At 74.3% G+C, this 26,350-nt stretch carries 25 protein-coding genes and 1 pseudogene; 4 read left to right on the plus strand and 22 right to left on the minus strand.

All coding sequences use genetic code 11. The features are described from left to right. Positions 1-66: 66 nt before the first annotated feature. Positions 67-618 carry a transcriptional regulator BldD gene (gene bldD, locus ACWIX7_RS00605; protein WP_091217936.1) on the plus strand — a complete coding sequence of 184 codons (552 nt, stop codon included), beginning with the start codon at positions 67-69 and terminating at the stop codon, positions 616-618. A gap of 231 nt (positions 619-849) precedes the next feature. Here bldD and ACWIX7_RS00610 read toward each other — a convergent pair whose 3' ends face one another. From ACWIX7_RS00610 to ACWIX7_RS00640, 7 genes and pseudogenes are all read right to left on the minus strand, one after another. Further along, positions 850-3,525: a LuxR C-terminal-related transcriptional regulator gene (locus ACWIX7_RS00610; RefSeq protein WP_448619692.1), complete on the minus strand. Its 2,676-nt coding sequence runs from the start codon at positions 3,523-3,525 to the stop codon at positions 850-852. Between the two features lie 470 nt (positions 3,526-3,995). Further along, positions 3,996-4,653 (minus strand): annotated as a pseudogene (locus ACWIX7_RS00615) (integrase core domain-containing protein); the annotation flags it as partial. 655 nt (positions 4,654-5,308) lie between these two features. Then, on the minus strand, positions 5,309-6,082 hold the full coding sequence (locus tag ACWIX7_RS00620) for a hypothetical protein (RefSeq protein ID WP_448619693.1): 774 nt from the start codon (positions 6,080-6,082) through the stop codon (positions 5,309-5,311). A 282-nt stretch (positions 6,083-6,364) separates the two neighbouring features. Continuing rightward, positions 6,365-8,749: a hypothetical protein gene (locus ACWIX7_RS00625; protein WP_448619694.1), complete on the minus strand. Its 2,385-nt coding sequence runs from the start codon at positions 8,747-8,749 to the stop codon at positions 6,365-6,367. Between the two features lie 111 nt (positions 8,750-8,860). Then, positions 8,861-9,091 (minus strand): hypothetical protein, encoded by a 231-nt coding sequence (locus tag ACWIX7_RS00630; RefSeq protein ID WP_448619695.1) that lies wholly within the window; start codon positions 9,089-9,091, stop codon positions 8,861-8,863. A 148-nt stretch (positions 9,092-9,239) separates the two neighbouring features. Further along, the gene (locus tag ACWIX7_RS00635; RefSeq protein WP_448619696.1) at positions 9,240-9,530 is read right to left on the minus strand and encodes a hypothetical protein; all 291 of its coding nucleotides are present in this window, start codon (positions 9,528-9,530) and stop codon (positions 9,240-9,242) included. A 45-nt stretch (positions 9,531-9,575) separates the two neighbouring features. After that, positions 9,576-9,806, minus strand: a complete 231-nt coding sequence (locus ACWIX7_RS00640; RefSeq protein WP_448619697.1) for a hypothetical protein — start codon at positions 9,804-9,806, stop codon at positions 9,576-9,578. Positions 9,807-10,447: 641 nt separating this feature from the next. On the opposite strand from ACWIX7_RS00640, the gene ACWIX7_RS00645 reads away from it, so the two are divergent. Together ACWIX7_RS00645 and ACWIX7_RS00650 are read left to right on the plus strand one after the other, a co-directional pair. Continuing rightward, complete coding sequence (locus ACWIX7_RS00645) at positions 10,448-10,633, plus strand: hypothetical protein (RefSeq protein WP_448619698.1); 186 nt, start codon at positions 10,448-10,450, stop codon at positions 10,631-10,633. A gap of 80 nt (positions 10,634-10,713) precedes the next feature. Next, positions 10,714-10,866, plus strand: coding sequence for a hypothetical protein (locus tag ACWIX7_RS00650; RefSeq protein ID WP_448619699.1), 153 nt, complete (start codon positions 10,714-10,716; stop codon positions 10,864-10,866). 57 nt (positions 10,867-10,923) lie between these two features. On the opposite strand, the gene nusB is transcribed toward ACWIX7_RS00650, so the two are convergent. From nusB to ACWIX7_RS00725, 15 genes are all read right to left on the minus strand, one after another. After that, on the minus strand, positions 10,924-11,331 hold the full coding sequence (gene nusB, locus ACWIX7_RS00655; RefSeq protein WP_448619700.1) for a transcription antitermination factor NusB: 408 nt from the start codon (positions 11,329-11,331) through the stop codon (positions 10,924-10,926). Between the two features lie 10 nt (positions 11,332-11,341). Then, positions 11,342-11,902 (minus strand): elongation factor P, encoded by a 561-nt coding sequence (gene efp, locus ACWIX7_RS00660; RefSeq protein ID WP_448619701.1) that lies wholly within the window; start codon positions 11,900-11,902, stop codon positions 11,342-11,344. After that, a complete protein-coding gene (locus ACWIX7_RS00665; protein WP_448619702.1) occupies positions 11,903-13,003 on the minus strand; it encodes a M24 family metallopeptidase in 1,101 nt (366 codons plus the stop codon). 112 nt (positions 13,004-13,115) lie between these two features. Beyond that, entirely contained in the window at positions 13,116-13,550 is a 435-nt protein-coding gene (gene aroQ / locus ACWIX7_RS00670; protein WP_448619703.1) for a type II 3-dehydroquinate dehydratase, read from the minus strand. Positions 13,551-13,623: 73 nt separating this feature from the next. Continuing rightward, entirely contained in the window at positions 13,624-14,676 is a 1,053-nt protein-coding gene (aroB, locus tag ACWIX7_RS00675) for a 3-dehydroquinate synthase (RefSeq protein WP_448619704.1), read from the minus strand. Positions 14,677-14,687: 11 nt separating this feature from the next. Beyond that, the gene (locus tag ACWIX7_RS00680) at positions 14,688-15,230 is read right to left on the minus strand and encodes a shikimate kinase (protein WP_448619705.1); all 543 of its coding nucleotides are present in this window, start codon (positions 15,228-15,230) and stop codon (positions 14,688-14,690) included. Continuing rightward, positions 15,227-16,420: a chorismate synthase gene (gene aroC, locus ACWIX7_RS00685; RefSeq protein WP_448619706.1), complete on the minus strand. Its 1,194-nt coding sequence runs from the start codon at positions 16,418-16,420 to the stop codon at positions 15,227-15,229. Before aroC ends, ACWIX7_RS00680 begins: the two co-directional genes overlap by 4 nt. Before the next feature lie 133 nt (positions 16,421-16,553). Further along, positions 16,554-17,225: a prepilin peptidase gene (locus ACWIX7_RS00690; protein WP_448619707.1), complete on the minus strand. Its 672-nt coding sequence runs from the start codon at positions 17,223-17,225 to the stop codon at positions 16,554-16,556. A gap of 5 nt (positions 17,226-17,230) precedes the next feature. Then, entirely contained in the window at positions 17,231-18,061 is an 831-nt protein-coding gene (locus ACWIX7_RS00695; protein WP_448619708.1) for a shikimate dehydrogenase, read from the minus strand. Next, positions 18,054-19,676, minus strand: a complete 1,623-nt coding sequence (gene mltG, locus ACWIX7_RS00700) for an endolytic transglycosylase MltG (RefSeq protein ID WP_448619709.1) — start codon at positions 19,674-19,676, stop codon at positions 18,054-18,056. The genes ACWIX7_RS00695 and mltG overlap by 8 nt, the downstream gene beginning before the upstream one ends. Continuing rightward, positions 19,673-20,341, minus strand: coding sequence for a Holliday junction resolvase RuvX (gene ruvX / locus ACWIX7_RS00705; protein ID WP_448619710.1), 669 nt, complete (start codon positions 20,339-20,341; stop codon positions 19,673-19,675). Before ruvX ends, mltG begins: the two co-directional genes overlap by 4 nt. A gap of 5 nt (positions 20,342-20,346) precedes the next feature. Then, the gene (gene alaS / locus ACWIX7_RS00710) at positions 20,347-23,043 is read right to left on the minus strand and encodes an alanine--tRNA ligase (protein ID WP_448619711.1); all 2,697 of its coding nucleotides are present in this window, start codon (positions 23,041-23,043) and stop codon (positions 20,347-20,349) included. Positions 23,044-23,102: 59 nt separating this feature from the next. Further along, the gene (locus ACWIX7_RS00715; protein WP_448619712.1) at positions 23,103-23,381 is read right to left on the minus strand and encodes a hypothetical protein; all 279 of its coding nucleotides are present in this window, start codon (positions 23,379-23,381) and stop codon (positions 23,103-23,105) included. After that, entirely contained in the window at positions 23,381-23,806 is a 426-nt protein-coding gene (locus ACWIX7_RS00720; protein ID WP_448619713.1) for a DUF948 domain-containing protein, read from the minus strand. The genes ACWIX7_RS00715 and ACWIX7_RS00720 overlap by 1 nt, the downstream gene beginning before the upstream one ends. 173 nt (positions 23,807-23,979) lie before the next feature. Then, the gene (locus tag ACWIX7_RS00725; protein ID WP_448619714.1) at positions 23,980-25,362 is read right to left on the minus strand and encodes a replication-associated recombination protein A; all 1,383 of its coding nucleotides are present in this window, start codon (positions 25,360-25,362) and stop codon (positions 23,980-23,982) included. Between the two features lie 36 nt (positions 25,363-25,398). Here ACWIX7_RS00725 and ACWIX7_RS00730 point away from each other — a divergent pair, with 36 nt between their 5' ends. Then, on the plus strand, positions 25,399-26,259 hold the full coding sequence (locus ACWIX7_RS00730; protein WP_448619715.1) for an aldo/keto reductase: 861 nt from the start codon (positions 25,399-25,401) through the stop codon (positions 26,257-26,259). The last annotated feature ends 91 nt before the right edge of the window (positions 26,260-26,350 follow it).

Here is a 26,350-nt window from a genome sequence, read left to right on the forward strand (position 1 = left end):
ACCCGCTCGACCAGTACGCTCCGTGACGACAACCCGCCCCCGACGACGGACAGTGAGCAGGAAGCGATGAGCACCGACTACTCACGGGCCCTCGGTGCCCGGCTCCGCGCCATCCGCAACCAGCAAGGCCTCTCGCTCCAGGGAGTCGAGGACAAGTCACACGGCCGCTGGAAGGCGGTGGTCGTGGGCTCCTACGAGCGCGGCGACCGTGCAGTGACCGTGCAACGGCTCTCCGAGCTCGCGGTCTTCTACGGGGTCCCGGTCTCCGAGCTGTTGCCCGACCCGCGGCCCAGCTCGGCGGTCACCTCGACGACGAAGATCGTGCTCAACCTGGAGTCGCTGGGCTCGTTGCCCGCGGACGAGGCCGGCCCGCTGGCCCGGTACGCCTCGACCATCCAGGCGCAGCGCCACGACTACAACGGCAAGGTCCTCTCCATCCGTGCCGAGGACCTCAAGTCGCTGGCCATCATCTACGACATGAGCCCCGACGAGCTGACCAGCCGGCTCATCGAGTGGGGCGTCCTCTCCCCCGGCATGGAGAGCGTCGTCGGCTTCGGCGGCGACGAGGACGAGGACGAGGTCAACCCGAACTGGGAGCGCCGCCGGACCCCCCGCTGAGGAAACCCACACCTGCGCCTGCGGGCGCCGGCCGCCCGGTCGGTCTCCTGCACGAGGCGTTCGTGTCCGGCGACCTCCGCCCGGCTCGCCGGTGCCGGATAGGTTCCTCTCCCACGTCGTCCCGGTCGGGTCCTGATCCGCCGCCGTACCAGAGCGCTGGCCAGGGACGCCGGGTGCGGCCCGCTCCTCCCCCGGATCACCTGACGGGCCGACGCCCCCCACGGGCGGCGGCTACGTCCTGCCCGTCCCGGCGCGGCGAGGCCTGCGTGGATCGGGCTCCGGACCCGGCAGGAGAGCGGCCAGCTCAGCACGACTGGTGATGCCGAGCTTGGCGTAGACGTGCGAGAGGTGGGTCTCGACGGTGCGCACCGACAGCACCAGCATGCCGGCAATCTCCTGATTGCTCAGGCCGCGGCTGGCCAGACCGGCCACCTCCTCCTCCCGCGACGTGAGCGTGGGCAGCGATGGGGCGCCCAGGGTCGGCGGCTGGGTCATCCCGCATTCCCGGGCCAGGGCCGCCGCCCTCGTTGCCCACTCGACTGCCGCCCCCCGATCCCCGCGACGCTCGTGCACCGCGGCCGCCGCAGCGGCGGAGTCGGCCGCATACATCAACGCCCCTGCATCCTGCAATCGCCAGCTGGCCTTCTCGAGGCCGTCCCCGTCCCCGGCCGCCATCGCCTGGGCGTGCGCGGCGAGATCCTCCACCAGAGGTGAGTCGAGGCGAACGGCCAGGTCCTGCAGGAGTTCGGCCACCTCGGCGGCCCGGCCGAACTGCACGGCGCGGTGCAACACGAGCGCCTGCACCATCGGCAGTCCCAGCGCAGCGGCGTGGGCCGCGGTGTCGAGGAAGAGTTCGCCGGCGTCCGCGGTCCGGCCCTCCACGCCGGCGAGGCAGGCCTCGGCGAGCCCGGAGAACGGCTCGAAGGCCGGCAGCAGGCCGCGCGTGCTGCTCTCCCGTTCGGCGATGAGTTCACGGGCCCGTCCGAGGTCGCCGACCAGCGCCCTGGCCATGGCCAGGACCGAGCAGCACAGGCCGCGCATGCCCATCGGGTCCTGTCGCTGCAGACCCGAGTGCGCCTCCTCGAGCCGACGGACGGCCTGGCGCCACTGACCGCTCGCCAAGGCTGCGAGCCCGCAGTGCAGGGTGGCGACGGCGTCGCCCGCCCACTCCGGGACGGCCAGGGTCCTGCGGAGCAGTTCCTCCGTCCGCCGGTTCATCTCCTGCATCTGCGCCGCCATCTGCAGCGCCCCGACCTCGGCATGGGCGAGCACGAACCGGGCAAGGAGCGACTCGCTCACGTCGGGCCCGGACTCCAGCGCCCGCCACCCTTCCTGCGCGACCGACAGTGCCTGCCTCGTCCGTCCCGCGTGGGCCAGGCTCAGGGATGCCGCCGCAGCCGCGAGCGATCGGGCCGGGCTCCTAGCCGGGACCGCCGACAACGTCTCCGTGGTGCGGTCCACCGCCCGCGGATCCCCGCTGAGGACGCTGAGCATGCTCTCCGTCGCAGCCAGGATGCCGCGGGCTCCGTCCCCGCGGACGGTCTCGACGGCGCCGCGCAGCGCGGCCGCGGCGTCGTCGGCCCGGCCCAGCGCGCAGAAGAGCGTCAGCACCCGGGCGCTGGTGAGCCGTGCACGGTCCATCTCAGTGGCGGCCAGCCCTGCTCCGTCGACCGCCAGGGCGAGACTGTGCTCAGGCTCGCCGAGCCATCGAGCGACCTCGACGAGGAGCAGATGAGCCTCGATGCCGTCCCCTGCGTCGAGCGCTGCCCGCGCCAGCCGTTCGGCGGCGGCGACGTCCAGGTCGGCCATGGCACGCCGCGCGGCATCGATGAGCAAACCGGGCTTGCGCACCGGCTGGCCGCTGTTCAGCAGAGCGACACACCGCTTCACGAGGTGCTCTGGACGGCTGCCGGGATCGTCGTCCTCGTAGAACAGCTGGCGGCGGACCATCCGCAACGTCGCCTCGGACGCCCGGGCACGGACCACCGCGGTGTACATGGGGTGGGCGGCGTGCAGCTCGTCGGGTCCGCCCGCGGCGTGGTCCGTGATCACCCCTCGGCGTTCCAGCGAGGTGATGGCCTGCGGGCTGCTCAGCTCGGCCAGCTGGTGGACGCTGAGCGGCTCGCTGGTCGCCAGGACCTCCAGGGCGTGCCACTCCGAAGCGTCGAGGTCCCCGATGTGGCTCAGGACGATGTCACTCAGCCGTTGCGACGGTTGCATGGGACCTTCCCACCGCCAGAAGCCGTGGATCTGCTGCAGCCGGCCGGATGTGTGTCCGTCCTCCAGTACCTCGCGCAGGAAGAGCGGGTTCCCTTGGGTCAGTTGCCAGAGGCGTTCCGCGGTCCGGGACTGCACCTCCCCGCCGAGCGCCTGGGTGACGAGCAGCTCCATGTCGGCCCGCCCGAGCGGCGGGACGTCGATCCGAACCGCCAACCCGTCCTTCCACAGCGGCGCCACGGGATCCGGTGTGGGACAGTTCGAACGCACGGTCAGGACCAAGGACACCGCGCCACTGGCGGCGAGCTGGTAGAGGAGGGTCATCGACAGCTTGTCGAGCAGGTGGACGTCGTCGACGACGAGCACCGGCGGTCGCCTCGACTCGCCGCCGACGATGGCGGAAGCGGCGCGCTGGAGCAGGGCGAACGGATCGGATGCCCCGTCGACCGCCGGGATCAGATGAGCGAGGGCACCGAGCGGCACCACGGCACCGGGCCCCGCCGCGGCCGCCCACCGGGTCGGCCGCCGCTCGCGCTCCGCCACGGCCAGTGCCTCCCGAGCCAGCCTGGTTCGCCCGACCCCCGTCGGCCCCGCGATGACGACGCTCCGCACGCGGCTCCCGGCCAGCGCGGTCGTGATCGCTGCGCACGCCGCTTCGCGGCCGACGAGCGGCCAATGGGCCGCGTCCATCAGTTCACCCGGACGGAGCGCTTACACGAACGAGGCTGGGGATGCCGGCGCTGACATGCCGGCGACTTCCCCGTCCCGGTCGCGGTGCGAGCGGACAGCGGGCCCTCGTACTCGGACCCCAGGTGATTAGTGGACACAGCCGCTTCCCCCCCGGGCCCGGTCGTGCAGGGCCCTTGCCGGACCTTAGGTCCAGCCACCAGTGACCGACGGTCTATACACATGGTTACGGACTGATATGGGCAGCAATGGCCGACTTCGCGGCCTGTCATGACATAGAGTGGCCTTGGCTCGTCCACCCGTCACGGGTTCTGGGGCTGGGCAGGTGCCAACGAGAACGGGAAGGACCCCCTCCCGTCACCGGTCCCAGTGCCCGGCCCGGCGCTGAGGCGCCGGGCGACCGACCTCCACCGGTCCGCAGTCCCGGCGCGGGCGCCTCATCAACCTCCTGGCCGGCCGGGAGCCGTCGGCGCCTAGGTGTACTGCTTGGAGACGTTGGTGCAGCGACTGATGGGCGGGAGGTTGCCCAGGGCGGTGTGGGGCCGGTGGTGGTTGTAGTGGTGCAGCCAGCCTGACAGGGCCGCCCGACGGGCCTTCTCGGAGGTGTGGAGCCGCTTGTAGGCCCACTGCTCAAGGAGGGTGCGGTTGAGCCGCTCGACCTTGCCGTTGGTCTGCGGACGACGGACGCGGGTGCGCGAGTGCTTGATGCCCAACCGCTGGTGTTCCGCGCGCCAGGCGGCGGAGCGATAGGCGCTGCCGTTGTCGGTGAGCACCCGTTCAATGGCGATGCCGTGGGCGGCGAAGAACGCCCGTGCCCGGGTCCAGAACGCCAACGCGGTGGCGGTGGTCTCGTCGTCGAGGGCTTGGGAATAGGCCAGCCTGCTGTCGCCGTCGATGGCCGAGTGGACGTAGCAGTAGCCGAGGTTGGGCCGGCCGCCGATCGTGCGCGGGCGGGCCGGGTCGCGGTGCGCCTGGCTGTTGCGCCTGCCCTGTGCGCGGCCGTGGAGCCGCCAGCCTCCGCCATCGGCGGATGTTGCCCAGCTTCTTGACGTCGACATGGACCCACTCGCCGGGGCGGGTCGACTCGATGCGGCGGATCGGTTCCCCGGTGGCCCGGTCGACGTGCCAAAGCCGGTCGATCCGGCAGGCGACGAGGACGCGGTACACCGTCGAGGGCGCCCGACCGACGCGGGCCGCGATCGCTACCGGTCCGAGCCGCTGCTTCCAGCGCAGGTGCACGATCTTGCGCACGATCGGCTGGGGAGTGCGCCGGGGCGCTCGGGCACGACCCCCACCCGATAGCGCAGCGCCAGCAGCGGATCGGACCGGCGCGGCCGGCGCGCCCGCGCCCGGGTCGGCGGCATCGCCGACCACGATGCCCACCGGGCGCAGCTTCTCCTCCACCAGGAGGCAGAACTGCTCCGCGGTCAGCTCCCGGCCCAGCTCGGCGGCCAGGTCCGCGGCCAGCGCGGCGTCATCGCGGCGGCCGTCCAGCGCGCCGGCCACCCGGTAGAGCAGATCGGGCAGCTGCAGCACCTGCCCGTCGGAGCGGCGGATCAGGAACTTCGGCTCCCGGAAGCCGCCGCCCTGGTACTCGCCGAGGAACTCGGTGCCCTGCACCAGCCGGTGCACCCGGCGCGCGCCGGCCAGCGGCGGCGCCTCCACCGGGTCCTGCAGCAACAATGCGACCTCCAGGATGGGCGGCGGCGTGCGTGGAGGGGCGGCCGCGACCGGCCGCCCCTCCACCGACGGTCACCCGCGGGCTACACCCGCAACGGCGGGGTCGCTAGACGTTGCCGCCGTCGGTGTCGTCGCCGGGGCCGTTGGCGTTGCCGCCGGGGCCGGCGATGTCGTCGCCGGGGCCGTTGGCGTTGCCGCCGGGGCCGGCGATGTCGTTGCCGGGGCCGTTGGCGTTACCGCCCTTACCGCCCGTGGCGTCGCCGCCGTCGCCGCCGTCGCCGCCACGACCACCGTTGGCGTCGCCGACCACGGTGCTGCCGCCGTCGCCGCCGGCACCACCGCTGCCGCCGTCGCCACCGGTGGCGTTGCCGCCGTTGCCGGCGATGTCGTTGCCGGGGCCGTTGGCGTTACCGCCCTTACCGCCCGTGGCGTCGCCGCCGTCGCCGCCGTCGCCGCCACGACCACCGTTGGCGTCGCCGACCACGGTGCTGCCGCCGTCGCCGCCGGCGCCACCGCTGCCGCCGTCGCCACCGGTGGCGTTGCCGCCGTTGCCGGCGATGTCGTTGCCGGGGCCGTTGGCGTTACCGCCCTTACCGCCCGTGGCGTCGCCGCCGTCGCCGCCGTCGCCGCCACGACCACCGTTGGCGTCGCCGACCACGGTGCTGCCGCCGTCGCCGCCGGCGCCACCGCTGCCGCCGTCGCCACCGGTGGCGTTGCCGCCGTTGCCGGCGATGTCGTTGCCGGGGCCGTTGGCGTTACCGCTGCCGCCGCCGCTGTGGCTGTTCTCCCCCTTGGGCTTCTTGGGCTTGAGGGAGATGGTGCTCATCACGGTGCGGGCCGGCAGCAGCTCGACGTCCTGGCCCTCGAACTCCTCGAACATGGGTCTCTCCTGTCGGTTGAGGTGGGGTGCTCGTCGTGACAGGGAGCGACCCGTCAGTCCCTGACACGGAGCCACGTCGGGCTGCGTCCGAGCGGCACCCGTCCGGCGAGAACCGCGGACGGTACCTTGGTCGCTCGTCGGATGGGGCGCGGTGGTCCGCGGGCGTGCCACGGGGGGACGAGGTGGCCGCACGATCGTGTGTCGGCACGGCCGGCAGGACGCGGCGGCCCTCGACGGAGAGGTGGTGGGCAGGGCGAGCGCGGCAGGCGCGAGACGGGGCGCTCAGGGGGTGAACAGTGCGCCGACGATGACCAGGATGCCGATCGGCACGGCGAGGGCAGCCCTGACCATCGGGTGCGGGCGGTCGGCGACCGGCCTCCCGATCAGCGCGTCGGTCATCAGCATCGCGAGCGGCACGGCCGTCACCACCACGAGCGGCAGCGCCGCGCCGGCGCCGGGCCAGGGCAGTGCCCCCATGAGGAGCGCGAGGGCCGCCGCGGCCGCCCAGGGGCGGAGCCGGCGGAACGCGCATCCGGCGACGGTGACCAGCCCGGCGGCCAGCAGGAGCACGGTGCGGTCGGGCCCCGTGACCAGCTGGCCACCCAGCGGGTCCGCCTGGAGCGCGGCCAGCACCGCCGCGGCGGTGAGGAGGACCGCGGCGGCCCAGCGCGGACCTGCCCGCCGGTCGGCCCCCAGCGTGCCGCGGGCGAGCACGACGGCCAGACCGGCGGCCAGCGGCACGGCGACGAGGGGGCAGAGCAGGATCCCGACGGCGACCGCGGCCGCGCCCGGAGCCGTCCCCGCTGGTCGTCTGCGGCGGCGGTGCTTGGCTCCTCTGGGGGGCCGGTGCTTGGCGCGGCGCGGGGTCGGGGTCAGGGCGAGCAGGCCCGCGGCGGCCCAGGCCGCACCCACCACGGCACCGTTCACGCCGGCGAGCGCGCCGACCGCCGGCCCCATGACCAGCGCGGCCAGCAGCGGCAACGTCACCACCGCGAGCCGGACCCGCCGTCTCGCGGCGAAGAGCAGAAGGCAGGTGACCAGCACGGCCGTGCAGACCACGGCCAGCAGCCGGCTCCCGTCCAGGGTGCCGGGGTCGCCCCCATCGGCGCCGGTCAACCAGCCGAGCACGGCCACATGGGCTCGGAGCAGATCCGCGGCCCCTGGGGCGCCGGCCACCCCGGATAAGGACTCGTCGGTCAGCCCGAGCTCTCCGGGGGACGCGGGCAGCGACGTCCCGACCTGCCAGACCCGCGCCACCACCAGGGCGGCCAGGGCTCCGACACCGGCCAGCGCTGCGCCGCGACGAACCCGGCCCCACGTGCCGGAGGGCACCCGGCCGGGTCCCCACCGGCGTTCCCGGCGGCGGGGGCTCCAGCTCGCGATCCACTGGAGCAGCATCCAGGTGGCCATCGCCGAGCCGATCCACGGCACGAGCAGGAAGAACCCCTGCAGCACGCCGACGGTGGTCTCCACGACGTGGCCGGCCCGGACGTGCTGTTCCAGCAGCTGCAGGTAGGTGCGCAGCTCGCGGACCACCACCGGCACCGCGTGCGGCAGGATGATCAGGAACGCGGCCAGGTAGCCCAGGATCAGGGGAACGGTGACGGCGACCCAGCCGATGATCAGCCGGCGCGGCCCGGGGCGCAGGTCCCGGATCCGGGGATGGACCGGCCGCCCGGGCAGAAGGCTCTTGAGGGCCGGGAGGATGTAGCCGAACAGATCCGGCACGCCGACCAGGTCGCCGAGGATGTAGTAGCCGTCGAGCCGGATCGAGGGCAGAAACTGCCAGGCGGTCTCGGTGTGCAGCCCGATGAGGGCCAGCAGCAGCCAGGGCTGGCCGGTCTGCAGGTAGAGCAGCCCGGTGGCGACCAGGAACACCGCGTTGAAGTACACCCCGCCCAGGTCCGTCCGCAGCCGGCCGACCCGGTCCAGCCGGTAGGCGTCGGTGACCGTGCTGTAGAAGGCCGGCCAGACCAGGTACACCCCCACGCCCATGTCGCCGGGGCGGGCCCCGCCGAAGCGGCAGCCGGTCACGTGCCCGATCTCGTGGAACACCACCGACAGCAGGGTCAAGACGAACAGCACGAGGAACAGCTCGGGATGGCGGACCAGCTGCTCCACCCCGCGCAGGGAGGTGTCCAGCAGGTCCCCGGCGGCCACGATCGCCACATCCACGGCCAGCAGCGCGGCCAGCGCCGCCAGCCACGCCGGCCGGCGGAACAGGAAGCGGAACGGCCCGGCCAGCCGCCACACCATCCGCTCGGGCACGACCCCCACCCGATAGCGCAGCGCCAGCAGCGGATCGGACCGGACCGGCGCGGCCGGCACGCCCGCGCCCGGGTCGGCGGCATCGCCGACCACGATGCCCACCGGGCGCAGCTTCTCCTCCACCAGGAAGCAGAACTGCTCCGCGGTCAGCTCCCGGCCCAGCTCGGCGGCCAGGTCCGCGGCCAGCGCGGCGTCATCGCGGCGGCCGTCCAGCGCGCCGGCCACCCGGTAGAGCAGATCGGGCAGCTGCAGCACCTGCCCGTCGGAGCGGCGGATCAGGAACTTCGGCTCCCGGAAGCCGCCGCCCTGGTACTCACCGAGGAACTCGGTGCCCTGCACCAGCCGGTGCACCCGGCGCGCGCCGGCCAGCGGCGGCGCCTCCACCGGGTCCTCCAGCAACAATGCGACCTCCAGGCCGAGGGGCGGCGTGCGTGGAGGGGCGGCCGCGACCGACCGCCCCTCCACCGGACATTCACCCGCGGGCGACACCGCCCGCAGCGGCGGGCCTGATCAGCCTGCCGTGGCGCTGCCGCCGTTGCCGCCGTTACCGCCGTCGCCGCCGTTGCCGGCGCCGCCGGCACCGATGTTGAAGTTGTTGTCACCGCCGGCACCGCCGGCACCGCCGTTACCGCCGTCACCGCCGACGGCCACGTTGACGTTGCCGCGGCGCCGCCGCCTGAAGGAGACGGTGCTCATCACGGTACGGGCCGGCAGCAGCTCGACTTCCTGGTCCTCGAACATGGCTCTCTCCTGTGGGTTGAGATGTCGGTTGAGGGAGGTGCTCGTCGAGCCGGCCGAAGACCCGAACCCGACGGCGCATATAGTTCGGGATGAGCGGCCCCGGTCACAATCGTGGCTTCCACGTATCTCTGCCAGTGCGGGCCACGGATCACGGGCCCACCGTGTACGGAGGCAACCGCCTCCGTACACGCAAGGCGCCAGAGCACCACGTAGCCCACGTCGAGGAACGGCAGCCCTCGGAGCGACGGATCAGGAACTTCGGCTCCCGGAAGCCGCCGCCCTGGTACTCACCGAGGAACTCGGTGCCCTGCACCAGCCGGTGCACCCGGCGCGCGCCGGCCAGCGGCGGCGCCTCCACCGGGTCCTCCAGCAACAATGCGACCTCCAGGCCGAGGGGCGGCGTGCGTGGAGGGGCGGCCGCGACCGACCGCCCCTCCACCGGACATTCACCCGCGGGCGACACCGCCCGCAGCGGCGGGCCTGATCAGCCTGCCGTGGCGTTGCCGCCGTTGCCGCCGTTACCGCCGTCGCCGCCGTTGCCGGCGCCGCCGCCACCGATGTTGACGTTGTTGTTGCCGCCGTCACCGCCGGCACCGCCGTTACCGCCGTCACCGCCGACGGCCACGTTGACGTTGCCGCGGCGCCGCCGCCTGAAGGAGACGGTGCTCATCACGGTACGGGCCGGCAGCAGCTCGACTTCCTGGTCCTCGAACATGGCTCTCTCCTGTGGGTTGAGATGTCGGTTGAGGGAGGTGCTCGTCGAGCCGGCCGAAGACCCGAACCCGACGGCGCATATAGTTCGGGATGAGCGGCCCCGGTCACAATCGTGGTTTCCACGTATCTCTGCCAGTGCGGGCCACGGATCACGGGCCCACCGTGTACGGAGGCAACCGCCTCCGTACACGCAAGGCGCCAGAGCACCACGTAACCCGCGTCGAGGAACGGTAGCCTGGGGACGACAGACGGTCACCGACAGGTCCTCGGCGTCCTGCCCTCTGACCAATTGAGACACCCCTCGACGCGGCGAGAACCGAGGGTCGCGTTTCACGGTGTCAGCTCCGGCGGCACTCCGGACCCACGGAGTCCGGCCTGCCGCCGTGCCGCGCACCCGTTCGGCTCCATGGACGGCCATGGCGGGCGCCCCTTGCCCATGGCTGTCGACTGTGCTCCCCTCGAGTGCCATGACACGCATTACAGGGTCTGTCGTCGGCGTCCTGGCGCTGGGGTTGCTACTCGTGACCGCGGCGGCGTACTGGCAGCTCGCCAATCCCCCCGACGCCGCCGCTGTGAGCGGTTCTGGGGACGTGGCCGCCGCGTCCGGCGCTCCGGGAGCCTCCAGCCCCTCCGGTCAACCGGATGACTGCCAACCCGGGCAACCCGGGCAACCCGGCCAACCCGGGCAACCCGGCCAACCCGGCCAACCCGGCCAACCCGGCCAACCCGGCCAACCCGGCCAACCCGGCCAACCCGGCCAACCCGGCCAACCCGGCCAACCCGGCCAACCGGGTGGCTGCAGTGAGCTCGGCGAGGTCAGCACGGTGACCTGCACGAACGGCTCGTGCTGGGTTGCGCTTGCGGGCCACGACTCCGAGGCAGAGGTGTTCGACACGACGATCGTCCTCGTGAGCATCGAGGACGATCGGGCAACGCTCCGGGTGGCCGACGCGGAGGTCTCCTGCGTCCAGGGACAGACCGTCTCCGCTGACGACCTCGAGCTCGACTGCATCAGCGTCACGGACGACACCGTCGTCGTGCTCACTGTCACCCGCCGCTGAGGCGACGGGGGCGACCGCACGGCGGCCGGGTGGGCCGGGTGGTCGTGCCCCGGCGGCTCAGCTGGTAGGGACCTCGGCGTCGAGGATCGCGCCCAGGACGCCGTTGACGTAGGAAGGCGAGTCGTCGGTCGACAGCGACCGGGCCAGCTCGACGGCCTCGTCGATGACGACCGGGTCGGGGACGTCGTCGACCCACAGCAGCTCGAAGACCGCCATGCGCAGGATCGCGCGGTCGACGTCGGGCAGCCGGTCGATCGACCAGCCGTGCGTGTGCCGGTCGATCAGCTCGTCGATGCGGTCTGCGTGCTCGGCCACCCCTTCGACCAGCCGGACGGCGTGGTCGGGGATGGGCGGCGAGGCGAGCGCCACCCGCTCGCGGAGCAGCTCCAGCGGGTCGCTGCCTCGGACGTCGGCCTCGTAGAGGACGTCGACGGCGCGCTTGCGCGCCTTGCTGCGGGCAGCCATGAGAACAGCGTCAGTTGGCGCGGCCGAGGTACCGGCCGTCGCGGGTGTCGACCTTGAGCCTGTCGCCGGTGTTGACGAACAGCGGGACCTGGATCTGCGCGCCGGTCTCCAGCGTGGCCGGCTTGGTGCCGCCGGTGGAGCGGTCGCCCTGCAGGCCCGGATCGGTGTGCTGCACGACCAGCTCCAGGGTCACCGGCAGCTCGACGTAGAGCGGGGTGTCCTCGTGGACGGCGACGACGACCTCGGTGTTCTCCAGCAGGTAGTCCGCGCCACCGCCGACGGTCTCGGCAGGGACGTGGATCTGGTCGTAGGTCTCGCCGTCCATGAAGACGAAGTCGGTGCCGTCCTTGTACAGGTACGTCATGTTCCGCTTGTCGACGGTGGCGGTGTCGACCTTGGTGCCGGCGTTGAAGGTCCGGTCGACGACCTTGCCCGAGAGCACGTTCTTCAGCGTGGTGCGGACGAACGCCCCGCCCTTGCCCGGCTTGACGTGCTGGAACTCGGTGACGGCCCAGAGCTGGCCGTCGAGGTTGAGGACCATGCCGTTCTTGAGGTCGTTGGTGGTAGCCATCTAGAGGACCAGCAGTTCCTTGCTCGTGAGGGTCAACAACTCGGGCTCGTCGTCCGTGACGATCAGCGTGTCCTCGATCCGGACACCGCCGTGGCCGGGCAGGTAGACCCCCGGCTCCACGGTGACGGCCATGCCGGCGGCCAGCCTACCCGCGCCGAGCTGCCCGATGCCCGGCGCCTCGTGGATCTCCAGCCCCACCCCGTGGCCCAGGCCGTGGGTGAAGTGCTCGGCGTGGCCGGCGGCGGCGATGACGTCGCGGGCGGCGGAGTCGACGGCGACCACGTCGGCGCCCACGGCCAGCGCGGCCCGGCCCGCCGCCTGGGCGGCCGCGACGAGCTCATAGACCTCGCGCTGCCAGTCGGCCGCCTCCCCGAGCACCAGCGTGCGGGTCATGTCGGAGTGGTACCCGTCGACGGTCGCGCCGAAGTCCAGCTTGAGGAAGTCGCCCGGCCGCAGCTCGGTGCTGTCGGGCCGGTGGTGCGGGATGGCGGAGTTCGCGCCGGTGGCCACGATCGTCTCGAAGGACGGGGCCTCGGCGCCCATCGACAGCATGCGGGCGTCGAGCTCGCGGCCGACCTGCCGCTCGGTGCGCCCGGGCCGCAGGGCGCCCTCGGCGGCCAGCTCGGCCAGCGCCGCGTCGGCGACCGCGCAGGCCCGGCGCAGCACGTCCACCTCGTCGTCGTCCTTGACCGCGCGCAGCGCCTCCACGGCGCGCCGCACGCTGGTCAGCTCCGGCACCGTGCCGCCGGCGGCGGCGTCGGCGAGCACCGACTCGAGGGTGCGCCGCCCGTCGACCGTGACGTGGTGGCTCTCGAAACCGACGGTGCCGGCGCCCCGGCGCACCGCCTCACGTGCCAGGGCGGGGACGGTGGCGCGGTCGACCAGCAGCTCGAGGTCGGGCACCTGGGTGCCCGCCTGGGTGGTGTAGCGGCCGTCGGTGCCGAAGACGTCGGCGCCGTCGGCGCGCAGCAGCAGCGCGCCGTTGGAGCCGGTGAAGCCGGTCAGGTACCGCACGTTGAGCAGCTCGGTCACCAGGACGGCGTCCAGCCCGCGGTCGGCCGCCGTCGCCCGCAGCCGTTCCCGGCGCTCCGCGTACCTCACCACGTCCCCCGTTCGGCTCTGCGGTCGCTCCGCTCCTCGCTCGCAGAGCTCGCTGCGATGCTCACTCCCTGTCGGCTCCGCGAGCTCGCTGCGATGCCCACTCCCTGTCGCCTCACGCGACCCCCTGCGCGGCCAGCCACCGCAGCGCCAGCGCGTAGCCCTGCACGCCCAGTCCGGCGATCACCCCGTCGGCCACGCCCGAGACGTAGGAGTGGTGCCGGAACTCCTCGCGCTTGTGGATGTTGCTGATGTGCACCTCGACCAGCGGGGCGGTCAGCATCGCCAGCGCGTCCCGCAGCACCACCGAGGTGTGCGACCAGCCGCCCGGGTTGAGCACCACCGGGTCGCCGGCGTCGGCCGCGGCGTGCACCCAGCGCAGCAGCTCGCCCTCGTCCTCGGTCTGCCGGACCTGCACCTCCAGGCCCAGCTCGTCGCCCGTGGCCGTGATCAGCTCGACCAGCTCCGCGTAGGTCGTCGTCCCGTACTTCTCCGGCTCGCGCGTGCCGAGACGGCCGATGTTGGCGCCGTTGAGCACCTGGATCGTCACGTCGTCTCCTCGCTGGCGCTCGTCGCCGCCGTGCCGAAACGTGCTCCGTCCCTGCGTGACCTCGCGAGCTCGGTCACGTGAGCACTCCTCCACTGACGGCCGCCCACGCGGCGTCGAGCCAGGCCTGGTCGGGGTCGGCGAGAATGCGCGGGTTGCCGATGCCCTCCAGGACGACGAACCGCAGCGAGGCGCCGCGGGCCTTCTTGTCCACCCGCATCACCGCCTGGATGCGCTCCCAGTCCCCGGTGTAGCGGATGGGCAGCCCCATCGCGGCGACCAGCCGGGCGTGCCGGTCGACCTCGGCGCGGGTCAGCAGCCCCGCCTGGCCGGCCAGCTCGGCGGCGAAGACCAGCCCGACGGCGACCGCCTCGCCGTGCCGCCAGCCGAAGTCCTCCACCCGCTCGATGGCGTGGGCCAGCGTGTGCCCGTAGTTGAGGAACTCGCGCACGCCGGTGTCGTAGAGGTCCTCCCCCACCGCGTCGGCCTTGACCCGCACCGCGCGCTCGATGAGCTCCTCGGTGTCGCGGCGGCCGGTCGGGTCGGCCTCGAGCAGGTCGAGGACGGCGGGGTCGGCGATGAAGCCGCACTTGACCACCTCGGCCATCCCCGCGCGGAACTCCGCCTCGGGCAGTTCCGCGAGGACGTCGGTGTCGGCGAGCACCGCCACCGGCGGGTGGAACGCGCCGACCAGGTTCTTGCCCGCGCCGGTGTTGATGCCGGTCTTGCCGCCGAGCGCGGCGTCCACCATGCCGAGCACGCTGGTGGGCACCTGGACGACGCGCACGCCGCGGGTCCAGGTCGCGGCCACGAACCCGGCGAGGTCGGTGACCGCACCCCCGCCCACGCCGACGACGGCGTCGGACCGGGTCAGCCCCAGCCGGCCGAGCTCCTCCCACACCCCCGCGGCGACCGCGGCGGTCTTGGCCGCCTCCCCGTCGGGGACGACGACGGCCTCCGCGGCCACCCCGGCGGTCTGCAGCGTCTCCACCAGCCCGCCGGCCAGCCCGGCCAGCGGCGGCGCGTGGACGACGACGGCGCGGGGGGTGCCGTCGAGCACCAGGCCCAGCTCGTGCTGGGCGCCGGGCCCGATGACCACGTCGTAGGGCCGCTCGCCCGGGACCGTCACCCGCCTCAGAGTCATCGGTTCGCTCTCGCGGGGAGGGCCGCGGCCACCTCGTCGACGACCTCACCGGGCGCGCGGCCGCCGGTGGTCACGGTGACGGTGGCCACCTCGGCGTACAGCGGCGCCCGCGCGGCGAGCAGGGTGCGCAGCGTGGCCCGCGGGTTGAGGCCGAGCACCGGGCGGCTGCGGCCCAGCCCCACCCGCTGGGCGGCCGAGGCCAGGTCGACGTCGAGCCAGACGACGGTGCCGCCGGCGCGGGTGTAGCCGGTCAGCCGCTCGCGCGTGACCGCGCTCAGCACCGCGCCGCCACCGAGGGCCAGGATCCCGTCGTGCTCCTCGAGCGCGACCGCGACGGCCTGCTCCTCCAGCGCGCGGAAGTGCGGCTCGCCGAGGTCGACGAACAGGTCGGCGACCCGCTGGCCGGTGCCGGCCTCGACGTCGGCGTCGGTGTCGCGGAAAGAGATCCCGAACCGACCGGCCAGCGCGGTGCCGACGGTGGTCTTGCCCGAGGACGGCGGCCCGACCAGGACCAGCAGCGGACGGCGCGCGGAGCTCATCGGATCGTCAGCGCGTCGAGGTAGGCGCGCGCGTTCCGGCGGGTCTCGGTCAGCGAGTCACCGCCGAACTTCTCCAGCGCGGCGTCGGCCAGCACCAGCGCCACCATCGCCTCCATCACGACGGCGCCGCGGGGCACCGCACAGGCGTCGCTGCGCTGGTTGATGGCCACGGCCGGCTCCCCGGTGGCGACGTCGACGGTGGCCAGTGCCCGCGGCACCGTCGAGATCGGCTTCATCGCGGCGCGCACCCGCAGCACCTCGCCGTTGGTCATGCCGCCCTCGATGCCGCCGGCGCGGTCCGACAGCCGCTGGATGTGGGCCCCGCCGTCCGCACCGGGGGCCAGCACGATCTCGTCGTGGGCCACCGAGCCGCGGCGGCGGGCGGTCTCCAGCCCGTCGCCGACCTCGACGGCCTTGACCGACTGCACGCCCATGAGCGCGGCGGCCAGCCGGGAGTCCAGCCGGCGGTCCCAATGCACGTGGCTGCCCAGGCCCGGCGGCAGGCCGTGCACGACCACCTCGACGACCCCGCCGAGGGTGTCGCCGTTCTTCCGGGCGTCGTCGACCTCGGCGACCATCAGCGCGCTGGTCCCCGGGTCGGCGCAGCGCACCGGGTCCTCGTCGACGCGGGGGTTCTCGTGGGGACCGGGCACCACGCCGTCGGGGACGACGACCGGGCCGATGCCGACCACGTGACTGACCACCTCGACGTCGAGGGCCTGGCGCAGGAAGGCCCGCGCGATCGCGCCCAGGGCGACCCGGGCCGCGGTCTCGCGCGCGCTGGCCCGCTCGAGCACCGGCCGGGCGTCGTCGAAGCCGTACTTCTGCATGCCGGCCAGGTCGGCGTGACCCGGCCGCGGACGGGTGAGCGGCGCGTTGCGGGCCTGGCCGGCGAGCACCTCGGGGTCGACCGGGTCGGCGGACATGACCGTCTGCCACTTGGGCCACTCGGTGTTGCCCACCTGGACGGCGATCGGCCCGCCCTGAGTCAGCCCGTGCCGGATCCCGCCGGTCAGCGAGACGACGTCCTGCTCGAAGGACATCCGGGCGCCGCGGCCGTGGCCGAGGCGGCGGCGGGCGAGGTCGAGGTCCAGGTCCGGCGTCGTGACCTGGACGCCGGCGGGCAGGCCCTCGAGGATGGCGGTGAGCTGCTGGCCGTGCGACTCACCGGCGGTCAGCCAGCGCAACATGACCGCGATTGTGCCAGTAGGAGGACCCCCTTCCTCCCCACCCTCCGCGAGCTCGGGGTGGGGGCCCTGGAAGGGGGCCGTTCCAGCACGTCACCAGGCTCGGGGCGGGCCCCGAGGAGGGGTCCTTCCTCCCTCAAGGCAGGGTCTGACCCTGCAGGGCCAGAGCCAGCACGGCGCCCACCAGCAGCGGCGGGCCGAACGGCAGCGCGGTGCGCCAGCCGGCTCGCCCGGTGGCGACCAGGGTCACCGACGCCGCGGCGCCGGCGACCAGGCCGAGGAACACCCCGGCCAGCAGCGCCCCCCAGCCCACCCAACCCAGCACCAGGCCGAGCAGGCCGAGCAGCTTGACGTCGCCGAAGCCGAGCCCCCGGGGGGAGAGGACGGTGGCGCAGGCGGCCAGCCCGAACGCGGCTGCACCGGCCAGTCCGGCGCGCAGCAGCGCCGCCCAGGTGCCGAGCGCGACGGCGTCGACCAGCAGCGCCGTGGCCACCGCCGCGTACGCCGGGACGGTCACCCGGTCCGGCAGCCGGTGGACGGCGAGGTCGACCTGCGCGAGCACCACCCCGGCCACCCCGGCCCAGGCCAGCGCCACGGTCCCCGGCCGCACCCCGGCGGCCAGCAACGCGCCGGCCAGCGCCAGTGCGACGAGGACGACGGTCAGCGCGGTGCGCAGCGGCCCGGCCGGCACCGCGTCGTCCCGCCGGCCCAGCCGGACCGACACCCGGGCCAGCCACGGCCCCAGGGCCAGCCCGCCGGCGAGGGCCAGGGCGGCGATCGCGCCGAGCGGGAGGTCCGCGGCGGGCACGCCGGTCAGCGGGAGCCGACGGCGGCGTCGAGCGCGCCGCGCATCGCCACCAGCGGTGCCGGCTGCCCCGTCATCAGCTCCACCTGGGCGGTGGCCTGCCAGAACAGCACCTCGAGGCCGCCGACGACGGTGCCGCCGACCTCGGTGACCGCGGTCGCCAGCGGCGTCGGCCAGGGATCGTAGAGGACGTCGAGGACGGTCTGCTCCGCCGTCCAGGGCAGCCGCGCGACCGCCGGCTGGCCGCCGACCGGCACGGTGCTGACCACGACCTCGGCGTCGACGACGGCCGTGGCCAGCGAGACCACCGTCGTCGGGACGTCGAGGGTGTCGAGCACCCGCAGCAGGTCCCCGGCGCGGCCGGGCTCGCGGACGACGACGTCGACGTGCGTGGCGCCCAGCGAGGCCAGCGCCACCGCCGCGGCCGCCGCGGTCCCCCCGGCACCGACGATCGCGGCGCGGTCGACCGAGGTGACCCCGGCCTGCTGCAGCGTGGTACCGACGCCGAGGACGTCGGTGTTCTCCGCCCGCCAGCCCGCCTCGGTGCGCACCAGCGTGTTGGCCGCGTGCAGCAGGCGCGGCAGCGGCTCCACCACGTCGGCGACGTCGGCCGCAGCCTGCTTGCACGGCATCGTCACCGAGAAGCCGCGCCACTCCTCGCCGAGCCCGGCCAGCAGCACCGGCAGGTCCTCCGCGCCGACGTCCAGGGCGTCGTAGGTCCAGTCGTCGAGGCCCAGCGCCGCGTAGGCGGCCCGGTGCAGCAGCGGGGACAGCGAGTGCCCCACCGGGCGGCCGAGGACGGCCGCCCTCCTGGACCCCGGAGCGGCCCCGTCAGCCACCGCACCCGAGGCCCGCGGCGGCGCACCGTGCCCGCGCCGCCTGGAACTCCGCGTAGTCGGCGGTGAAGAAGTGGCCGCCGTCGGCGTTCTCCAGCACGTAGTACAGGAAGTCCCCGGTGCTCGGCGCGAGCGCCGCCTCGAGGCTGGCCTCACCAGGGGAGCTGATCGGCGTCGGCGGCAGCCCGGCCCGGGTGCGGGTGTTGTACGGGCTGTCGGTCTGCAGATCAGTGACGGTCAGGTCGTTGCCGTTCTTGCCGAGCCCATAGGCCAGGGCGGCGTCGATGCCCAGCGGGATGCCCTGGCCGAGCCGGTTGTAGACGACCTGGGCGACGTCGGCCCGCTCCTCGTCCAGCCGGGTCTCCGACTGCACCATCGAGGCCACGGTGACGATCTCGGCGGGCGTCCGCCCGGCCACCGCGGCGCGCTGCTCGAGCTGCAGCCGCTCGGCGGTCGCGGTGAACTCGCCGACCATCTGGCGCAGCATGTCGGCCGGGGTGTCGTCGGGCTCGAACTCGTAGGTGGCCGGGAAGAGGTAGCCCTCCAGCCGGCCGCCGGCGTACGCCGGGAGGCCCAGTGCGGCCGGGTCGGCGACCGCGGCCTCGAGCTCGGCGATCGGCCTCCCGGTGGTCTCGGCCATCCGGTCGAGGATCGCCTGCACGGTGAAGCCCTCGGGGATCGTGACCCGGGAGACCATCCGGGAGGCCGGGTCCAGGAGCAGGTCCAGTGCGGCCGCGCCGCTCATCTGCGAGCGCAGCGCGTAGACGCCGGGCTGGATGCCCGTGGCGGCGGGCTCGGTCTCGGCGGCGTCGACGAAGGGGCCGGGCGAGGCGATGACGCCCTCGGCCACCAAGGTGCGGGCGATGTCGCTGAGGGTGTCGCCGGAGGAGACGCGCACGTCGACGGTGCCGCTGCCCTGCCCGGTGTAGTCCTCACCGCCCGGGTTGACCAGGCCGATCAGCGCCTTGCCGCCGTAGAAGATGCCGCCCACGAGGCCGACGAGGACCAGCAGGGACAGGACGACGGCCAGCGGGCTGCGTCGGCGACGCGAGCGGCCGGAGCCACGCCCGCCGCCGGGCGGCTCGTCGGCGTGGTACTCGTCGGCGTGGTGCTCGCGCTCCGCGCGCCGGCCGCGGCGCCGGCGGCCAACGTCGTAGGTACCGGAGGCGCCGAGCACCTCCAGCCCGCCGGTGGAGTCCGCGTCGTCCCACTCGGAGGGGTCGGCGGGGTGCACCGCGGTGTCGTCGGCGTCCGCGCCGGGGACGGCGGGGACGGCACCGAGCCCGACCGTGGCGTCGTCGGCGGCGCCGTCGGGACGGCGGGAGAGCCGGGACCAGGCGCCCACGGGCATCGGCGGCAGGTCGGGCAGCGGCTCGGAGGGGTGCGGAGGCCGCGGGCGCTGCTGGTCGCCGGCGTGCGCGACCGGGCCGGGCAGCGGGCCGGTGCTGCGGTCGTCGTCGGCCCGGCGGCGGCGCGGAGCGGGGCCGGGGTGGCGGAGCTCGTCCCCGACCGGCGGCCGGCTGGGCATCGACGCCAGCCAGGCCGACGCGGGCACGCCGCTCGGCGGTTCGGGAGAGGCGTGCCGACCCCGCCGCCCCGGCGGGGTCGGGCCGCTCACGAGCGCTCCCGCTGCGCGTCCAGATAGGCCTGGAGGATGACCACGGCCGCGGCCTGGTCGATCACCGGACGCTGGCGACGGCTGTCGAGACCGTTCGCCCGGAGGGAGCTGGCTGCGGTCACGGTGGAGAGCCTTTCGTCGACGAGGTGCACGGGCACGGAGCCGATGCGCCCGGCGAGTGCCCGAGAGTAGGCACGCGCCTCCTTCGCCGACGCGCCCGACGCACCCGAGAGGTGCCTCGGCTCCCCCACGATCACCTCTGTCACCTCGTGTTCCGCGACGAGCGCGGCGATGCGGTCGAGGTCGGACTCGTCCCGCGCCCGCTGCACCGTCTCCAGCGGGCTGGCCAGCGTGCCGGTGGGGTCGGAGATCGCCACGCCGACGCGCACGCTGCCGACGTCGATGCCCAGCCGGCGGCCCTGCCGCCGTGGCCGCGGCGGGATGGGCAGGCCGCCGGGCAGCCCGCCGGAGAGGTCGATCTGCGCGGTCTCGTGCCGCACCGGCGGGAAGCCGGCGCGCAGGTCGATCTGCTCGGTCGCGTGGTGCACCGGCTCCTGCGGCCGGGCGGGCGGGGTGGCGCGCGGCCGCGACGGGGGGACGGCGGGCCGCCCGTGCATCGGGCGCTCGCCCGCCGGACCGGTCTGGTCGGGGTGCTGACTGGGCACTCCGCTCACCTCCCTGCGGCGGTCGCGACCGCCTGTTCGCCGGCCTGCAGGGCCGCTGGGATGCCCGCGGGGTCGGTACCGCCCCCCTGGGCGATGTCCGGCTTGTTGCCGCCACCGCGGCCACCCACCGAAGCGGCTGCCGCGCCCAGCACGTCTCCCGCCGACAGCCCGCGCTCGACGGCGGCGGGATTGACGGCCGCTACGAGCCCCACCTTGCCCCCCGACTCGGAGGCGAGCAAGACGACACCCGGGCGGTCGGCGGGCAGCCGACCCCGGACGTCGAGGGCCAGTGTGCGCAGGTCCCCGCCGCCCAGTCCGCCCGGCGCGCCGGTGACCAGCGACACCCCGTGGACGTCGCGCGCGCCGGCCGCCAGCTCCCCGGCCGCGGCCAGGGTCTGCTGGGCGCGCAGCTCGGCGAGCTCCTTGTCCACGTCGCGCAGCCGGGCGAGCATGCCGCTGACCCGCTCCAGGACGGCGTCGCCCGGCGTCTTGAGCAGCTCGCCGAGCTGGCGCACCAGGTCCCGCTCGCGAGCCAGGTAGCGGAACCCCTCCAGTCCCACGACGGCCTCCACCCGGCGGGAACCGGAACCGACCGACGACTCGCCGGTCAGGGCCAGCGTGCCGATCTGGGCGCTGCCCTGCACGTGGGTGCCACCGCACAGCTCCCGCGACCACGGGCCGCCGATCTCCACGACGCGGACCTGCTCACCGTAGGTCTCGCCGAACAGCGCCAGCGCACCGATGGCCTGGGCCTCGGGCAGCGTCATGTAGCTGGCCCTCACCCGGTGGTCGGCCCGGACGGCGGCGTTGGCGACGTCCTCGATGTCGTGGCGCTGCTGCTGCGTGAGCGCGCCCTGCCAGGCGAAGTCCAGCCGCAGGTAACCCGGGCGGTTGTAGGAGCCCGACTGCAGCGCCTGCGGGCCGAGCACCTGGCGCAGCGCGGCGTGCACCACGTGGGTGCCCGAGTGCGCCTGGCAGGCCGACAGCCGCCACTCGCGGTCGACCTCGGCGGTCAGCTCGGTACCCTCACGGAGCTCGCCCTCGAGCACCCTCACCTGGTGGGCGACCAGGCCCTTGACCGGGCGCTGCACGTCGAGCACCTCGGCGCGCCCGCCGTCCCAGGTCAGGACGCCGGCGTCGGCGACCTGGCCGCCGGACTCGGCGTAGAACGGCGTGCGGTCGAGCACCACGCGGGTGATCTCGCCCGGCCCGGCGGGGGTCCTCGACGCCTCCTCCTCGACGGCGAGCTCGGGAACCAGGCCCAGCACGCGGGAGTCGGTGCGCAGTGTGTCGTAGGCCCGCCACTCCGTGGGGCCGTGCTCGGCCAGCAGCCGGCGGTAGGCCAGGACGTCGACCGAGCCGGTCTTCTTGGCGCGGGCGTCGGCGCGGGCCCGGTCGCGCTGCTGCTGCATGAGCGCGCGGAAGCCGGCCTCGTCGACGGTCACGCCCTGCTCGGCGGCCATCTCGAGGGTGACGTCGATCGGGAACCCGTAGGTGTCGTGCAGGGAGAACGCCTGCTCGCCGGTCAGGCGCGGTGTGCCGGACTCCTTCGCCTGCCGGACGGCGGTGTCGAACAGCGTCGTCCCCTGGGTGAGGGTGCGCCGGAACGCCTCCTCCTCGGCGTAGGCGACGCTCGAGATGCGGGCGAAGTCGGCCTCGAGCTCGGGGTAGCTGGCGTTCATGGCGTCCTTCGACACCGGCAGCAGCTCGGGCAGGCTGGCCTCGTCGACGCCGAGCCGCTTCATCGAGCTGATCGCCCGGCGCAGCAGCCGACGCAGGATGTAGCCCCGGCCCTCGTTGCCCGGCGTGACGCCGTCGCCGATGAGCATCAGGCCGCTGCGCACGTGGTCGGCCACGACCCGCAGCTGCACGTCGTCGTCGTGATCGCGGCCGTACGTCACGCCGGCCAGCTCGGCGGCGCGGTGCAGCACCGGGGCGACCTCGTCGATCTCGTAGAGGTTGTCGACGCCCTGCAGCAGGTAGGCCACCCGCTCCAGGCCCATGCCGGTGTCGATGTTCTTCCTGGGCAGCTCGCCGACGATCCGGAAGTCCTCCTTGCTCCGGACGTCGGTGAGCTCGTACTGCATGAAGACGAGGTTCCAGATCTCCAGGAACCGGTCACCGGCCGTGTCGACCAGCGGGCCGCCGTCGGGGCCGAACTGCGGGCCCCGGTCGAAGTAGATCTCGCTGCACGGGCCGCCCGGGCCGGGCTGGCCGGTGTGCCAGTAGTTGTCCTTCTTGCCCAGCCGCTGGATCCGCTCGACCGGCAGACCCGCGATCCGGTGCCACGCCTCGGCAGCCTCGTCGTCGTCCAGGTAGACGGTGACCCAGATCCGCTCCGGGTCGAACCCGAGCCCGCCGTCGTCCACCGAGCCGGTGACGAGGTCCCAGGCGTGCTGGATCGCCCCCTCCTTGAAGTAGTCACCGAAGGAGAAGTTGCCGTTCATCTGGAAGAACGTGCCGTGGCGGGTGGTCTTGCCCACCTCCTCGATGTCGAGGGTGCGCACGCACTTCTGCACGCTGGTCGCCCGCGGGTAGGGCGCCGGCTCCCGGCCGGTCAGGTACGGGATGAACGGCACCATTCCGGCCACGGTGAACAACAGGGACGGGTCCGGGGAGACCAGCGAGGCACTGGGCACGACGGTGTGCCCGCGGCTGGCGAAGTGCTCCAGGAAACGGCGGCGGATCTCGGCGGTCTGCATGTCCTACTCGGTGTGGGAGGCGCGGTCGGCCGGGGTGCGGCGTCCCGCGGGGAGGTGGCTCAGCGGTCGGTGGCGTGCCGGCCGGGCAGCTGGGCCTGACCGGCCTCGGGCAGCGGCGCGTCCAGGCCGGTGCCGGCCCGCAGCTCCTGCTCCCGCTCGGCCATCGCCGCGCGCACGTCGGCACCGAAGTCGCCGATGGCGTCGGCCAGGTCGCGCAGGCCCTCGGCCACCGAGGCGCCGATGCCGGCCGGCGTCATCCGCTCGGCCGCGCGGGAGACCTTGCGGACGACCAGGGCGCCGATGGTGATGCCCATGGCGAGCCAGAACAGCCGGCGCATCAGGCGGCCCGCCGGGCGACGCGGCGCGCGCGGCGCTCGGCCTTGTCACGAGCGGCCGCGTCGGCGATCGCCTGGCCCTCGCGCTTCTTGCGGGCGGCGCTGCGCACGCCGTAGCTGAACGCCGCCACCTTGATCAGCGGGCTGCCCAGGGTGGCGGCCACGACGCTGCTGAGGGCGGCGACGTTGCTCGAGACGTTGGCCGCGTTGCCGGTGATGTCGTCGACCCGCTCGAGGTTGCTGTTGACGTGGGCGACCGTCGTCGACGCCTGGCTCAGGATCGGGCCGCTCTGCTCCCGCGCCTGCCGGATGGTCAACGTCGCCTCGTCCAGCGTGCGACCCAGCTTGAGGATCGGGACGGCGAGCAGCACCACCAGCAGCACCAGCGCCAGCGCTGCGATCAGTCCGGCCCACTCTCCTGCGGACACCCGGTCCTCCTGGTTCTTCGGCGCTTCTCGGCGGTGTGGTTGCTCGGCGTCCGGGCTGGCTCCACCGGCGCCGCCGGCGGGCGTCGGCCCGGCGTGGTCACAGTAGTCGGGGGTCCTCGTGCCCGTCCGTGCCCCGCCGGTCGCTCAGCGGCCGCGCCTGACGATGCCCTCGGTCAGGCTCCGCGCCCCGGTCCGCTCCTCGCTCGTTCCTCGCTGCGATGCTCCCGGGGCTGTCGCCTGACGATGGCGCGCAGCTTGGCCAGCCGCGCGCCGATCGTCGCCTCGGCACCGCGGTTCGTGGGCCGGTAGTAGTCCTTCCCCACCAGGGCGTCCGGCGGGTACTGCTGCGGCACCACGCCGTCGGGGTGGGCGTGGGGGTAGACGTAGGTCCCCCCGTGGCCGAGCTTCTTCGCGCCCGCGTAGTGCGCGTCGCGCAGCCCCGGCGGCACCGGCCCCGCCAGCCCCGCGCGCACGTCGGCGACGGACTCGCCCATCGCCACGGTCACCGCGTTCGACTTGGGCGCCGTGGCCAGGTGGACGACGGCCTGCGCCAGCGGGAAGTGGCCCTCCGGCATGCCGATGAAGGCCACGGCGTCGGCGGCGGCGACGGCGATCTGCAGCGCCGTCGGGTCGGCCATGCCGATGTCCTCGCTGGCGGAGATGACCAGCCGGCGGGCGATGAAGCGCGGGTCCTCCCCCGCCTCGACCATGCGCGCCAGGTAGTGCAGCGCCGCGTCGACGTCGCTGCCGCGGATGGACTTGATCAGCGCGCTGGCGACGTCGTAGTGCTGGTCGCCCTGCCGGTCGTAGCGCACCGCGGCCTGCGCCACCGCCGTCTCCAGGGTGGCGAGGTCGATCTCGGCGAGCCCGGCCGCCTGGGCCGCGCCGGCGCCGGACTCCAGCGCGGTGAGCGCCTTGCGCCCGTCGCCGCCGGCGATGCGGACCAGGTGCTCCTCGGCCTCCACGCTCAACGTCACCGCGCCGTCGAGCCCGCGGTCGCTGGTGAGGGCGCGGTGCAGCAGCCTGCGGACGTCGTCGTCCGACAGCGGCTGCAGGGCCAGCACCAGGCTGCGCGACAGCAGCGGGCTGACCACCGAGAAGAACGGGTTCTCGGTGGTGGCGGCGATGAGGCTGACGATCCGGTCCTCGACCGCCGACAGCAGGCTGTCCTGCTGGGTCTTGGAGAACCGGTGCACCTCGTCGATGAACAGCACGGTGCGCCGGCCGGCGTAGGTCAGCTCGCGCTTGGCGCTCGCGATGACCGCGCGGACCTCCTTGACCCCGGCGTCGAGGGCCGACAACTGCACGAACTGCCGCTTGGTGGCCAGCGAGATGACGTGCGCGAGCGTCGTCTTGCCGGTGCCCGGCGGGCCGTAGAGGACCAGCGACATCGGCTCGTCGGCCTCGACCAGCCGGCGCAGCGGCGCGCGCGGGCCGAGCAGGTGGGACTGGCCGACGACCTCGTCCAGCGACCGCGGCCGCATGCGGACGGCGAGCGGGGCGCCCGGGTCGACGCCGGAGACCTCCGGCGCCGGCTCGTCGAACAGCGAACTCACGGGTGAGAACGCTACCCGCGGGGCACGACAGCCCCCGTGCAGCAGCGACGCATCGGAGACCAGACCGTCAGTGCCATCGGGCTCGGGGCGATGCCCCTGTCCACCAGGACCGACCGGCCCTCCCGCGACGACGCGGTCGCCACGGTGCACGCCGCGCTGGACGCCGGCGTGACGCTGATCGACACCGCCGACGCCTACGCCGCGGACGAGTCGGAGTTCGGCCACAACGAGTCCCTCGTGGCCGAGGCGCTGGCCTCCTACGGCGGCGACACCTCGTCGGTGCTCGTCGCCACCAAGGGCGGGCACACCCGGCGCGGCACCGACTGGGAGCTCGACGGGTCGCCGGCGTACCTGCGCCGCGCCTGCGAGGACTCGCTGCGCCGGCTGGGCGTCGACGCCATCGGCCTCTACCAGTTCCACCGGCCGGACCCGGACACGCCGTGGGAGGAGTCGATGGGCGGGCTCCGGCAGCTGGTCGACGACGGGCTGGTGCGCATGGCCGGCGTCTCCAACGCCGACATCGCGCAGATCGACGTAGCCCGCTCGATAGTGGGTCCGGCGCTGGCCAGCGTGCAGAACCAGTTCTCCCCCGGCTGGCGGTTCTCCGCCGACGAGCTGGCCCACTGCGAGGCGCACGGGCTGGCCTTCATCCCGTGGAGCCCCTTCGGCGGGGTGTCCGCGGCCGGCTCGCTGCAGTCCACCGCGCCGGCGTTCGCGGAGGTCGCCGAGGAGCTGGGCGTGTCGGTGTACCGGGTGACGCTGGCCTGGCACCTGGCCCAGTCCGAGGTCGTCGTCCCGATCCCCGGGGCGTCGCGACCGGCCTCCATCCAGGACTCCGCCGCGGCCGCGGACCTGCAGCTGACCCCCGAGCAGCTCGCCCGCCTCGACGGGGCCTGAGCCGTCCCGACACGTCGTCGCACGCCCTCTCGAGTGAGCAGTTGCGGTCGTCGACACGCGCGGACACGCCGCCGTCAGCGACCTCGACTGC

The sequence above is a fragment of the Geodermatophilus sp. URMC 65 genome, from assembly GCF_053502545.1.

What these genes read in the sequence shown, in the direction of transcription:
- bldD (WP_091217936.1), top strand. Translation starts at nt 67, where the DNA reads ATGAGCACCGACTACTCACGGGCCCTCGGTGCCCGGCTCCGCGCCATC.
- ACWIX7_RS00610 (WP_448619692.1), bottom strand. Translation starts at nt 3,525, where the DNA reads ATGGACGCGGCCCATTGGCCGCTCGTCGGCCGCGAAGCGGCGTGCGCA.
- ACWIX7_RS00620 (WP_448619693.1), bottom strand. Translation starts at nt 6,082, where the DNA reads ATGTTCGAGGAGTTCGAGGGCCAGGACGTCGAGCTGCTGCCGGCCCGC.
- ACWIX7_RS00630 (WP_448619695.1), bottom strand. Translation starts at nt 9,091, where the DNA reads ATGTTCGAGGACCAGGAAGTCGAGCTGCTGCCGGCCCGTACCGTGATG.
- ACWIX7_RS00640 (WP_448619697.1), bottom strand. Translation starts at nt 9,806, where the DNA reads ATGTTCGAGGACCAGGAAGTCGAGCTGCTGCCGGCCCGTACCGTGATG.
- ACWIX7_RS00645 (WP_448619698.1), top strand. Translation starts at nt 10,448, where the DNA reads ATGACTGCCAACCCGGGCAACCCGGGCAACCCGGCCAACCCGGGCAAC.
- nusB (WP_448619700.1), bottom strand. Translation starts at nt 11,331, where the DNA reads ATGGCTGCCCGCAGCAAGGCGCGCAAGCGCGCCGTCGACGTCCTCTAC.
- efp (WP_448619701.1), bottom strand. Translation starts at nt 11,902, where the DNA reads ATGGCTACCACCAACGACCTCAAGAACGGCATGGTCCTCAACCTCGAC.
- ACWIX7_RS00680 (WP_448619705.1), bottom strand. Translation starts at nt 15,230, where the DNA reads ATGAGCTCCGCGCGCCGTCCGCTGCTGGTCCTGGTCGGGCCGCCGTCC.
- aroC (WP_448619706.1), bottom strand. Translation starts at nt 16,420, where the DNA reads ATGTTGCGCTGGCTGACCGCCGGTGAGTCGCACGGCCAGCAGCTCACC.
- alaS (WP_448619711.1), bottom strand. Translation starts at nt 23,043, where the DNA reads ATGCAGACCGCCGAGATCCGCCGCCGTTTCCTGGAGCACTTCGCCAGC.
- ACWIX7_RS00715 (WP_448619712.1), bottom strand. Translation starts at nt 23,381, where the DNA reads ATGCGCCGGCTGTTCTGGCTCGCCATGGGCATCACCATCGGCGCCCTG.